Origin of the sequence: Roseimicrobium gellanilyticum (genome assembly GCF_003315205.1) — a bacterium.
Classification (GTDB): Bacteria; Verrucomicrobiota; Verrucomicrobiia; order Verrucomicrobiales; family Verrucomicrobiaceae; genus Roseimicrobium; species Roseimicrobium gellanilyticum.
This window is the reverse complement of record NZ_QNRR01000002.1, coordinates 469320-482004: the sequence shown is the minus strand read 5'-3', so window position 1 is coordinate 482004 and position 12685 is coordinate 469320. Positions and strand designations below refer to the sequence as shown.

Annotated in this window: 6 protein-coding genes; 3 read left to right on the top strand and 3 right to left on the bottom strand. The window is 59.2% G+C overall.

What is annotated here, in order from left to right; all coding sequences use genetic code 11:
- Positions 1 to 11: 11 nt before the first annotated feature.
- Positions 12 to 1046, bottom strand: a complete 1035-nt coding sequence (locus DES53_RS07260; RefSeq protein ID WP_113957569.1) for a rod shape-determining protein — start codon at positions 1044 to 1046, stop codon at positions 12 to 14.
- Positions 1047 to 1576: 530 nt separating this feature from the next.
- Between DES53_RS07260 and DES53_RS07255 the strand changes: the two genes are divergently transcribed.
- The gene (locus DES53_RS07255; RefSeq protein WP_113957568.1) at positions 1577 to 2911 is read left to right on the top strand and encodes an RNA polymerase sigma factor; all 1335 of its coding nucleotides are present in this window, start codon (positions 1577 to 1579) and stop codon (positions 2909 to 2911) included.
- A gap of 38 nt (positions 2912 to 2949) precedes the next feature.
- Here the strand turns inward: DES53_RS07255 and recF are convergent, their stop codons facing one another.
- Positions 2950 to 4011 carry a DNA replication/repair protein RecF gene (gene recF, locus DES53_RS07250; protein ID WP_170156929.1) on the bottom strand — a complete coding sequence of 354 codons (1062 nt, stop codon included), beginning with the start codon at positions 4009 to 4011 and terminating at the stop codon, positions 2950 to 2952.
- Between the two features lie 224 nt (positions 4012 to 4235).
- On the opposite strand from recF, the gene DES53_RS07245 reads away from it, so the two are divergent.
- Entirely contained in the window at positions 4236 to 4493 is a 258-nt protein-coding gene (locus DES53_RS07245; protein ID WP_113957566.1) for a hypothetical protein, read from the top strand.
- Between the two features lie 91 nt (positions 4494 to 4584).
- Here DES53_RS07245 and DES53_RS07240 read toward each other — a convergent pair whose 3' ends face one another.
- Positions 4585 to 10737, bottom strand: coding sequence for an autotransporter domain-containing protein (locus DES53_RS07240; RefSeq protein WP_170156928.1), 6153 nt, complete (start codon positions 10735 to 10737; stop codon positions 4585 to 4587).
- A gap of 498 nt (positions 10738 to 11235) precedes the next feature.
- Between DES53_RS07240 and hisS the strand changes: the two genes are divergently transcribed.
- Positions 11236 to 12525 (top strand): histidine--tRNA ligase, encoded by a 1290-nt coding sequence (gene hisS, locus DES53_RS07235; RefSeq protein ID WP_113957564.1) that lies wholly within the window; start codon positions 11236 to 11238, stop codon positions 12523 to 12525.
- The last annotated feature ends 160 nt before the right edge of the window (positions 12526 to 12685 follow it).

Genomic DNA, 12685 nt, shown 5'->3' with positions numbered 1-12685 from the left:
AGGTGGACACCTCAGGCTTCCGAGGTGCTCACCTTGCGCAGAAATTCGATCTCGCTGAGCACGCGGCCCGCGCCCTCCGCCACGGCACTGAGCGGATCTTCCGCCACATGCACCGGCAGCGCCGTCTCTTCCTGCAGCAGCTTGTCCAGTCCGCGCAGAAGTGCTCCGCCACCTGCGAGCATGATGCCGCGGTCCACGAGGTCCGCGGAGAGTTCCGGGGGGCAGCGCTCCAGGGTGGTGCGCACCGCGTCGATGATCGTGTTCAGAGGCTCCAGCATCGCCTCACGCACCTCCTGGCTGGTGATGGTGATGGTCTTGGGAAGGCCTGCCACCATGTCGCGGCCCTTGACTTCCATCGTGGTTTCCTTGCCCAGCGGGTAGGCGGAACCAATGCGCAGCTTGATTTCTTCAGCCGTGCGCTCGCCAATCATCAGATTGTACGCGCGCTTCATGTAGTTGATGATGGCCTCGTCGAGCTCGTCGCCAGCAACGCGCACGCTGCGGCTGTACACGATGCCGCTGAGCGAGATGATGGCCACCTCCGTGGTGCCACCACCAATGTCCACAATCATATTGCCCGCGGCTTCCTGCACCGGCAGGCCCACGCCGATGGCCGCGGCCATGGGCTCTTCAATGAGGTACACTTCGCGGGCGCCAGCCTGCTCCGCGCTCTCCTTCACGGCGCGCTTCTCCACCTCCGTGATGCCGGAGGGGACAGCCACAACGACACGCGGCTTTGCGAAGGTGCGACGGTTGTGCACCTTGCGAATGAAGTGACGAAGCATCGCCTCGGTCACCTTGAAGTCTGCAATCACGCCATCCTTCAAAGGACGGATGGCCACAATGTTGCCGGGCGTACGGCCCAGCATGCGCTTGGCATCGTCTCCTACGGCCACCACCTCATTGGTGCCGGCCTTTACTGCCACTACAGAGGGCTCACGGAGGACGATGCCATTATCTTTGACGTAAACGAGAGTATTCGCAGTACCGAGGTCAATGCCGATATCATTGGCGGCAAATCCAAACAGGCGTCCAAAAAAAGACATGGGGTTCGTGAAATTGGTAGGTGTTGAGAAAAGTGATCGGGATCAGGGAAAGGGACACCGGGTTTTGAGCGTTCGTGGAAAATGCCAGTTTCTAGAACTGGAGTCCCTGAATGCAGCGGCAACCGGCTGGCCGCCAGTAAAAAACCCCCTAATATTTCGTCAAGGGAAACCTTCGCGGCATTCTCATCTAGAGGCCTCTCGAACCGATGGCACGATTCATGCTACCCCAACCGCCTCAAAGTGAACCGTGTACAGCAAGAATCGCGCCATCTGCACGTGACATTCTTACGAAGAAGCACTAATTCGCCTAGGAACCAGTTTCCCCGCCTCCACCTCATACACCAAGGCGTCCAGACCAGACTCTCCAGGCGTCATTCATGAGCAGCAGCGGCGGCTCTCCCTGCCCTCTCCTGCCACATCGCGCAGCTCAAGGTGAGCGAATCCCAGTCCTACGGTGCCCAATGAATCGGACACCCGTAATTTTTTTGCATAAAGTACACCTGGCCGGTGACTACTGAGAAACTCCCTGCATGAGCAACGACTCCCCGTCCCCAGAATTGCCCTGCCCTTCCGAGCCTGGCGTATTCCGTGACCTCGTCAGGGAACACGAAGCGATGGTTCACGCCACCGCAAGACGCGTGACGCGGAATTCAGCTTTGGCCGAAGACGTGGCACAAGAAACCTTCCTCGCCCTAGCACACAAGCCTCAAGGTGCCTTGGGATCGGTGCGGGCTTGGTTACGCAGCGTCGCCGGGCGGAAGGCTCTCAATGCCGTACGCTCGGAATCACGCCGTCGTCGTGTAGAAGAAGCTGCAGTTTTGGCATTGGACTCTTCAGAACAGCCTCAGTCGCCGGACATCGAGCCACTCATTCGGCAAACCTTGGAGGAACTCCCACCGCATTTGAAGGGGCCGCTCGTAGAGCACTACCTCGAAGGTCAGAGTCAGCAACTCATGGCATCTCGCAAGGCGGTCAGCCAATCGACCATCTCGCGCCAGATTGCCGCCGGCATGGGGGAACTGAAACGCCGTCTCCGCGCCAAGGGCATCCTTTGCGGCGCCGGACTCACGGCGCTCTGGGGCGGACAGTCCGCCAGCGCCGCTCCGGTGCCACTGGGCACGCTCGGCCATCTCGTCGCAGGCGGTGCGCACTCCAACACTTCCGTTAGCACGATCACTTCAGCCCTTCTCAGCATGAACATCGCCAAAGCCTCCCTCGCTGTCGTCGTCGCCACCGCCGTTATTGCCGTCCCTGTGCTGCTCCAGGATCGAAAGGACACATCCGACAAACCTGTCGTGGCGAAATCTCCTTCGAAGTCGCCATCCGCCGAAGGATTCCTCCCAGCTTCGTCAATCAATTCCAAAATGACCGGTAAGAATGCCAGCGCAGAAAAGCACTATCGTCCCGAACCTGTGACTGAAGAAGTGAGCCTCAGAATCGACGCGCTGGTGGCGCGCATGAAGGGAATGTCAGAGCAGGAAATGATGCAGGATCCTGAGATACTAGAGCTGATGGAGAACTTCATGCGGCTCATCGAGAGTGACATGGCGTCAGGCTCCCGTCTCGAACAAGCACTCACCGACTTCATGGCCTCAAAAGGCGTCCAGAAGCATGATCCCGAAAGAAATGGCCCTCCCGGTTTTTCCATGGACATGGGACTACGTGCGCCGGACGGACCGCTTGCGCGGTCCTGGATGGAAGCCACCCTGTCCAACGATCCGAAGCGGGTGCATGACTGGGTGCTGAACCGGATCGAAGGAGCGACCTTCGAGTTTTCGGTGGATCCGAGCCTGGACAGCTCCAGTGAAGGCGTCAGCGTCCTGAAGCCGCAGGCGGCTCCAAAATATGACCAAGAAGAAGACTGAGGTGATGGTCTGCGACGAAGGTCCGATGCCTCTTTGAACTAACGCTGAGTGAGCCGGCCAGACTCGACCTCAAACACACTTCCCTGAAGGCTCTCCTCATCCGCCCAGTCCACAAAGGTGGTGGTGATGATTTTCTGAGCCTTGCCCGGCAGATTGGCCAGCAGGGCCTGCCGACGCGCCTTGTCCAATTCGCCGAAGATGTCATCCATGAGCAGCAGTGGTGGCTCTCCCCTGCCCTCCTCCAGCACGCGTGCCTGGGCGAGCTTCAGCGCCAGGCAGAGGGTGCGCTGCTGTCCCTCCGAAGCGAAGGAACCCGCCGCACGCCCGTTGATCTCCAGGAGCACATCACCCCGGTGTGGACCACGTGCGGTGCTGCGACTGCGTTCTTCTTCACTGCGAGCACGGGATAGTTCCTCCTCCAATGAGCTGCCCTCATAGCCTCGCTGATAGGTGAGCATGCCCTCCTCTGCTCCACCGCTGAGTGCCTGATGTGCGGCACGAACGTGCGGTTGCAATCGCGTGATGAGTTCATCACGGCATGCGGACAACAATTCGCCATGCGTGGCGACAAGCTTTGAATAGGCGTCCACCTGCCGCCACTGGATCACGGCATCGCGCTTCAAGAGAAAATTGCGGCTGCGCAAGGCACGCTCATAGTTTCTCAAGGCAGGTAGATAAGCGGGATACAACTGCGCCGCTGCGAAGTCGAGATAACGACGGCGATGCTCCGCGCTGCCGCGCACGAGATTCATATCCGCGTGGTCCATCCACACCACCCGTGAAGTGCGCGAGAGATAGTCTCCGCTGCGCGACGTCACCACGTTATCCACCGCCAGCCGGCGCACGGTGCTGCTTTGACCAAACCGCAGCGTCGTTTCGCCATACAGGCCCTCGACGATGCAGGCCTTCGCACCGAAACGGATGAAGTCCGTGCGTGTGCTGGTCCGTGGAGACTGGAGCCTCATCAACAGGCACGCCGCCTCCAGCAGCGAGGTCTTTCCTTGCGCGTTTCTCCCCACCAGCAGTGTGGTCCCGGCGTGAAACGGCACCTCCGCCGCCTCAAAACACCGGTAATCCTTCAGCCGCATCCACTTCAGCATGAACGATGATGCGATGAACTGGCCCGATGTCCAGCTCAGGGTGACTGTGTAGGCAAATCCGGCACAGTATCTGCTTGTTTGAAGGTCTGAATAAATCAGACCTCCGTACATCCGCAGCCCTGGCCTGTAACGATTAGTTCGGTTGCCAGTCACCCTGCGGGGTGAACCATACTTCCCACCTGAAATACACTACTATCTGGCACTAACCATTTACCACTGAACGAATGAACGACCTTGTCTACATCAGCCGCAACTTCACCGAATTCGGAGGCTTCGCCCCCGCTGAAATCGTGGACTTCCAGAAGCGAGGCATCCTGTGCGAGAGCGATTTCGTCCGCGTGCATGGTTCGGAAGCCTGGCTGCCCCTGACGGATTGGCTCACGAGCGCCGTCACGGATACGCCCGCGCCGAAGGCAGCGAAGCCAAAGGCTCCTGCCAAGAAGAAGACTGCCAAGACGACCGCGAAGAAGGCTGCGGCCTGAACTGCCCTCTGCACAAGACAAGCTCCGGCATCCAGGCAAGGAGCAGCGACCCGGTCGCCGCTCCTTGATGGGTCTGGCGCGCGGTCTCAAGCTAGAACTTCAGCGTCGCATTCACGCTGATGGTGTGATTCACGTCGTCGCCGCGACCGAACTCCGCATTGTAATACACATTCGCGTAGAACTCAGGACCAACCTGCATGCCGATGCCACCTCCTGCGAAGATGGCATCCTCATCCCGATCCTCAGAAAGGTAGTCGAAGGCTGGACCTGCACCACTGTCGAGCCGTGAGCGCAGCGAGGTTCCGTCCTGTAGAAACTCGTGCTGCCAGAATACACGCACCTCCGGAATGAGCGCCACCTGCTCGCTCAGGTGGATCGTATAAGCGAAGCGTGCACCGAGGTACGCACGCAGGCTTTCCTCACTACTGTCCTCCATGCGCAGGTCCAGGCTGTCTGCGCCGCGCTCGGTAAACCCATCCACTTCCAGTCTGGTGTACTGCAGGCTCGCCTGAGGACCGAAGGTGAAGTTCCCCACCTGGAAGTCATAGCCAGCGCCTAGCAGAGTGAAGAACTCCATGGCATCCGGGTCGCCATGCGCGGTGCGCTTCAACGTGGCCCACTGAAGGGGACGCTTCACATCAAACTCGGTGCTACCACCACCAATGGCAGCATTGGCGTAAAAACCTGCAAGATCATACGTGGCATAGAGCCCGAAGCGCACGCTCTCCAGATCGGTCTCCGCACCATTGGCATAGTCACCCCAACCCTCTTGATAGCTGGCAAAGAATCCGACGGCTACACTATCTGCGATGGCATAGTCCGCACCCACCAGGAACGTGCCGCTTTCAAAGTCCTCATTGGGCGCAAGGCTCAAGCCGCCTTCGGAGAAGAGTCCGCTGCCTTGCATCCATGCCTGCCAGCGATGCTCATCCGCATGTGCGAGCAAGGACGGAGCCACTGCCTTGGGGTTCTTCACGCCTTTGCCACTGGCGGCAATTGGCTGCCCTTTTCCATGCTGTAGAGAACGGGCCCCGAGGCGGCGAGCACTGAGGTACTGGTGCAATTGCTGACCATGGTTGACGCTCAATTCCACTGCAGTGCTCAAGGCGCCCGCATAGGCTTGCGGCATGATGGATTCAAAGGCCTGGGGGTACTGGCCTTCCTGCAAAAGGTCCAGTGCCAGAGTGACCTCACCCACGTCGCCTTCTTCAATGCCAATCCACTCGTCCAAGGCACGGGCCACGCGGGTCTGATTCGGCGTCTGCGCCACCAAGGTGTAGCTGGTGGGAGCCACGACTAATACACCATGATTTTCTGCATCAAAAAAGCGACCCCGATTCACCGACGGCTGCGGCATGAGGATGCGGTCAAACCTGCCTGCAATCATCCCTGCCTGCAGGAAGGGATACTGCTGACCGTATTTCAACTTCGCACCAGCCAGCGTGCGCACGTCGAGTGTACCCGCCAGTCTCGCAGTGCCACTGACGACAAGCCGATCAAAGGAACCAGGACCGGCAATTTCAATCTGCAGTGTGCCTCGGCGGCTTTGGTTGTAGTTACCGCGAATGGTGAGCTCACCTACCGAGTTCCCCGGCCCGACGGTGCCGGAGTTGAAAACGTTGCCGATGATGAGACCGTTCCCTCCAAGGAAAGCGCCGGGCAGCACGAAGAGCGAAGGAGTCTGGAACGCACCATTCACATGCAATGATCCTTGGCGGATGAAACTGTTGCCCACGACCTGGAAGGCACCATTGCTGAAGAACAAGCCAGCGCCGAGCTTGTTAAACTCGCCCGGCACGAACACCGTCCCTCCGGCGATGGTGGCGCGTCCAGAGTTCACCGTGAAGTTGCCACTCGTGATGGTGAGTTGATTGTACACCTGCAGGAAGCTGCCCGGTGCAAAGGTGAGTGAATTCACCGTGTTGTTCTCTGCAGGGGTGCCCGTCTGCACAAACCCGGATACAAAGAAATCCGCATCGACCGGCGTGAACACAAACGCGCTGTTCTGAATGAAGGGACCGTAAGGCAGGCCGAAGATGGTGAGGAGCAACTCATTCGACAGCAGCTCGAGTCTCATGCCGAGATAGTCGAACTGCGTGGCCGCGAAATCTCCCAGTGTGACCGAAGGAGCGAGTGTATCAAAGCTCAGGAGGGTGTACGTGCCGGGCGCAAAGCCCGGGCCATCTGACAAATTGAGTTTGATGGTTCCTTCCACGCTTTGGGTCAGCAGACCATTGATATCGATCAAGTCAGACGGAGTTCCCAATTCAAAGTCCAGCGAGGAACCTCCCTTGAGATCCAGGCCGCCCAGCGTGAGAGTGCCTGGAGAATTTCCCGCAGAGAGAGTCCCGCCGCCCTCCACGATGACGGGCCCACTGATGAAACCGGATCCACCAAGCAGTGCGCCGTCTTGAACAAACACCGTGCCTGTGCCGGTAGCACTGCCAGTGCTGTTGTTCACGATTAAGCTCCCTCCCGACACAATGGTGTTCCCCAGGTAGGTGCTGGCGCCGGACAGCTCCAGGATGCCAGTGCCATACTTCTCAAGAGAGATGCTACCTGTGACACCCAGTTGTATGCTGCCGGAGAACTCGCCCTCTCCCACGCGCAGGGCACTGCCTGTGGAAGTGGCCGACAGATGCACTGAGCCTTCGCCATCGAGTCGGGCAATCGTCTCGCTTACATCACTAGTATCTCCAACATACAGGGCACCCGTTCCTTGAATGGAAACGTTCGATGTGTCTGCGATTTGCTCGCCCAAGTCGACATGAGCCTCACCGTCCGATTTGATGATCAGATTTCCAGCGATGGTGGTGGCACCGGCTGTCTTCGCAAAGAACACTGTTGTGGCAGCATCCACCTCGGTGTCTCCGGTGTAGGTATTCGAACCTGCGCCTCCCACATGGAAGTAGGCTCGCTGTTCTGCACCACCACTCGACATGCCAAAGGTGATGCCCCCGTTGCTGATGACTCCATTCAGATTCACCACACCAGTGCTATCATTGGCATCACCGGGATTCTGAATCCTGCGGTGTCCTCCATTGAGCTCTACATCGCCGTTGAAGGTCATGTCGGCCCCACCGCCACCTGTGCCGAGCGTGACGGTGCCATTGATGACCAGGTCATTGGCCAGAGTGCGATCTCCTACAGATGAGGCGGTGAGGGTCGTGGCGTTAGCCATCGTCACCGTTCCAGAACCCAGAGCGGTGTTATGCCCTACTGCCAGTGTGCCCGCGTCGATTCTCGTTTCCCCAGTGCGCGTTGTGGCCTCCGTGAGATTCCATCGACCCGTGCCTTGCTTCACAAGAAGACCGTCAAAGGTCAGGTCTCCGGTAACTGCCGTGGTCAGTGTCTCCGTGCCTGCACCATCCAGCGTCAGCGTGGTGCCGGTATTGGCGCTCATGTTCAAGTCACCGTTGATGCGGCTGCCAGTGAAAAGGGTCACCGAGTTGGCGAAATCTCCCATGCTCACCTGGCCGTGGATGATACCTGTGCTGTTGTTGACCAAGGAGCCAGCCGCTCCTGAGATGCGCACGCCATATCCGTCTGCGCCCGCGCTTACCGGCCCAGCACCACCCGTGCCTGCCGTGATGGTCCCAGAGTTGTTCAATACACCACCGCCATCCATGCGCACGCCATCACCACCGGCCCCGCCTGATTCGATGCCAAAGTCGGCACTCGCGACGGATCCTCCATTGCCTGCGTAGATGTCGCCCGTGTTCGTAACGGACCCGCCACCTCCGAAGTAGACCCCAGCAGCTCCGACTTCGCCAAAGACATCCCCACTGCCGCTATGACCTGCACGGATGGTGCCACTGTTAGTCAAGGCGCCGCCTCCAGCCAGAGCGAGCCCAGCTCCACCACTCGCGCCCAGCACGCCGGATCCGCCCTCACCTCCCTGAATGGTACCTGAGTTGGTCACATCTGCCGCCCCTTCTACACGGAGGCCAAAGCCACCGGCGCTTCCTCCTCCTGCACCGCCCGGTTCTCTTCTCCCTCCGGCTCCACCCGTGATGATATTGCGGTTCACGATGGTACCGCCAGCATCCATTCGAACGCCATCCCCTCCGATAGCCTCACTCCCCAAGGCAGATGCAACACCAGTACCTCCCTCGATGACACCCTCGTTGACGAGCGTCCCTCCCCCCACCGAATGCAGACCGATCCCGCCCAATGCGCCCAAGGTCACGCCATCATAAGTGAAAGCGACTCCGTCACCTCCTTGAATGATCGCCCCGGCATTGTTGGTCACCTGTCCCAGACCATTGATCTGCACTCCCGTCGCACTGGAACCTCCTAGAATGCGACCACTATTCACAACAGTACCGCCTGCTCCGAAAAGCACAGCATTCCCGCCTATGGACTCTCCCAAGATGCTTCGGCTTCCATTGCCGCCTTGTACCAATCCCTCATTCGTCAGGGTGCCACCTCCCGTAAGTTCGATGCCGTGCCCTCCCTGACCGATTCCTCCTCCTGCCGCGCCACCAATAATTTCGGACGACACTCCGCTGTTAATCACGGTGCCAACGCCGTCGATTCTTAGGGCTCCACCACCGGATCCGCCTTGGGGCAGTTCTTCCAGGGAAGCCTCCCCACCGCTGCCACCCAGAATCTTTCCGGAATTGGTCACTGCTCCATCCGCTCCGAGATTCACGGCGACTCCGCCGCTGCCAGGAAAAACAAGCGATAGCTCACCATTCCCTCCTCGGATTGTCCCGCTATTCGTCAGAGTGCCTCCTCCCACGATCTCCAGGCCAGTGCCACCATTGCTTCCAGGTAACAACGGTATGGGCAGTGGCTCACCGAATTCTATGGTACCCGTTCCCCCATTGATGGTGCCGCTATTGGTCACCGTACCCACGCCGCCAATGAGCACCCCTGTGCCCCCTGTTCCTCCTATCGTGAGGTCTGCCAGGTTTGGCGCTGCCACCCCTCCTTGTATCAATCCAGAGTTTTGCACCATCCCATTTCCCGCGATGTGTACCCCAGCACCTCCCTGGATGGAATTCGTACCATCATACCCTCCACCACCTGCAAAGATGTCACCTTCGTTGATCACCGAACCATCCGCGCCAAGGTACACACCCATACCCGTGATCGGTCTGCCCACGGCCTCGGTCTCGAACTGGGCATTCTGACCCCGGATGGTGCCTTGATTCGTCACGCTTCCACCGCCGATCAACACCACGCCGGATCCTCCTGGTGCAAGGCCAATGGAACTCCCTCCCCCTACTCCAGCGATGATGTTGCCAGTATTCACCACGGTACCGATTCCTTCGAAACGCACCCCGTCCGCTCCTGCTCCACCTTGCGGGGTGGGGCCGTCCAAGCCCCGACCACCAGTGATGTCGCCGTGATTTGTCAGACTCCCGTCCCCAGTGAAGTGAACTCCGATACCGCCGTTGCCAGTAAGGGTGGGTGAGACGCCCCCGTCACCTCCGCGAATGATACCCAAGGCACTCACGTTCACCGTGGCCCCTTGGCCTGCTGTCACCGCCGTACCGCCTGCACCGCCCGAGGTACCATCACTTCCTTCCAAGATGGCCGCTGCTGTGTCTGTTCCGACCTGTAGTGTGGCCCCAGGGTCTACGAATGTGCCTCCCGTATAGAGCTGGGCTCCAGTAATGGTCAGGGTACCGGTGCCCTGCACCGTAAGACTTCCAGAGCCACTCATGATGGCCTGAATGCCCACACCGAAGCCATGCGTGTCAACAAAGCCGCCTCCCCCATTGAGCACCACATCCCCAGACTCGAAGTTGCGGAGAAAGTTGGATTCATTCGCGGTCGCTCGCAGCACGCCGCCATTCATGACCAAGGATGACGAGCCCGAACCTTCTGTGACGAATCGGGTGCTCAAGACACCACGCGAACCTGAGGAGCCGTTGAGGTTCAGCACGCCTTGAGATGAATCATTTCCCATGACCACGGAGTTTGTGGTGAGCGCACCTGAGGATGAGATCGTGAGGGTGCCCTCAGTCCCTGCGCCGTCACCGAGAAAAAGCGTCCAGCTCACCGCGCCGGACTGACCGACCGTTACCGTACTCCCATTCCGGATGAACGTCTGATCGCCGGTGCCATTCGTTGGCAGATTCGCGGGGCTCCAATTCGATGGGACAAACCAGCTTCCGTTGGACGGATTCACCCATGTGGTGTTTTGAGCTGGCAAAGAGCCGAGGCCCAGTGTGAGGAGCAGGCAATGCCACCACCACTTTCCGGCTCCTGCAGGTTTCTTGTTCCAAGACATGGAGCACGGGGGGACATTGCATCTCATGGGGTTTGAGGGGGTTATGTCTGGCAGCGTATCTAGTCTGGGAAATTTTCCAAACTCACCGTTATTCTCATAGGAAGATCCGCTCAAGCTCGTCATCGCAACCAGTTGGCTACCTGCGCTTTAGAAGAGTGATAAAATAGTACTTATTCTATTCCTATAATTTTTTAGATCACACCTCGTTGCTCACGGATTGCCGGGGATGTGCGCGTTCCTCACTGGATAGTCGCGCATGCAATTCCACCGGGCACTCTTGAAGCCGTTGGGACGGGATTCTCCCGCAACTGCGGAGCATCGTCGGAGAGCCCGGAACCGGTGACTTCGCATGTCACGCAGCAGCCGGAGCGGAGGAGCACTGCCACGCGCTGTTGGCCCGTATCGACCCAGCCTTTTAACAGGGAAAACCGGAGCCGACAGCCTTCCCATTTGCGTTTGCTTTTCCCGCTCTCGCAGTGCAAAGCTATCGCCCCCCTCATGCCCACCTTCCAGACAGTCAAAGGCTTCCGCGATTTCCTCCCCGAGGATTGCGCACGTCGCAACTACATCTTCGCCCGCTGGCGTGAAGTCGCTGCGCGTCATGGCTTTGTGGAGTACGAGGGTCCCACATTGGAAAGCACGGACCTGTATCGCAAGAAGAGCGGCCAGGAGATCACTGAGCAGCTCTTCTGCTTCACCACCAAGGGTGAAGAGGAAGTCTCCATGCGCCCCGAGGTGACCCCCACCCTCGCACGCATGGCGGCGGCGAAGCAGCGCGACTACCCGAAGCCCATGAAGTGGTTCCAGGTTGGCCCGTGCTACCGCTATGAGCGGCAGCAGCGCGGACGCCTGCGCGAGTTTTATCAGTACAACGTCGACATCCTCGGCGAGTCTTCCCCCGCCGCGGATGCCGAGTTGGTGGCTTTCGCTATCGAGAGCCTGCGGGTCTTTGCGCTGGAGCCCGGTGATTTTGTAATCCGCTTGAGCGACCGCCGACTGTGGGCGGACTTTGCGGCCAAGTTCTCGCTCGACGAAGAGAAGAACGCCGCATTCCTTCAGGTCATCGACAAGATGGAACGTGCCCCCGAGGCCGTGACGGATCAGAAGCTTCAAGCACTGGGCATTTCTCTGGCGCAGGTGAAGGAGTTCATTGCTTCGGTGGATGAGAATCACCCCACGTTCGCACCGCTGCGCGAGAATCTCTCCGCGCGTGGGCTCTGGCAGTACGTGAAGATCGACCCGGGTATCGTGCGGGGCCTTGCCTACTACACCGGCACCGTGTTCGAAGCGTTCGATGTGAAGCATGGTCTGCGTGCCATCGCCGGTGGTGGTCGCTATGACAACCTTGTGGGCCTTCTCAGCGACGGCTCCGTGAATCTCCCTGCTTGTGGCTTCGCCATGGGTGACGTGGTGCTTGGCGAGCTCATCAAGGTCACGCCGGCAGCACAAGCTGCCATGGACCAGTGGATGCGGAATGCCGCTGCGCTGGACGTCTATGTCATCATCGCGGACGAAACCCAACGCAGCAATGCGCTTGGCATCGTACAGCGCCTCCGCCAGGCTGGCCTGCGCACGGACTACAGCTTCACCGCCCAGAAAGTGGGCAAGCAATTCCAGGCGGCTGACAATGCGAAAGCACGCTTCTCCGTGGTCGTGGGGGCTGAGTATCCCACGCTCACGCTGCAGAACATGCGCACCCGCTTCAAGAGCGAGGTGGCAGTAGATGCGCTGGAGCAGAAGCTCGGTGAAGCGCTGGCAGAGCCGGAAACGGGGACGTTGCTAGCGTAGAGGCAGAAAGTAGACCGCCGAGCTAAGAGCGGTTTAAGTTACAGTGTAGCCATTTTCGTATTGGGGCGCGCCACCCCAACCGCGACCTGCGGTCGTGGGGAGACGCACGGTAACGCTGTGCGGGACACTGTGGGCCGAGAAGATGTCCATGATGCGGACG

Bases quoted from the DNA above. Each gene is read 5' to 3' on its own strand.
- DES53_RS07260 (WP_113957569.1), bottom strand. From the start codon at position 1,046: ATGTCTTTTTTTGGACGCCTGTTTGGATTTGCCGCCAATGATATCGGC.
- DES53_RS07255 (WP_113957568.1), top strand. From the start codon at position 1,577: ATGAGCAACGACTCCCCGTCCCCAGAATTGCCCTGCCCTTCCGAGCCT.
- recF (WP_170156929.1), bottom strand. From the start codon at position 4,011: ATGCTGAAGTGGATGCGGCTGAAGGATTACCGGTGTTTTGAGGCGGCG.
- DES53_RS07245 (WP_113957566.1), top strand. From the start codon at position 4,236: ATGAACGACCTTGTCTACATCAGCCGCAACTTCACCGAATTCGGAGGC.
- DES53_RS07240 (WP_170156928.1), bottom strand. From the start codon at position 10,737: ATGTCTTGGAACAAGAAACCTGCAGGAGCCGGAAAGTGGTGGTGGCAT.
- hisS (WP_113957564.1), top strand. From the start codon at position 11,236: ATGCCCACCTTCCAGACAGTCAAAGGCTTCCGCGATTTCCTCCCCGAG.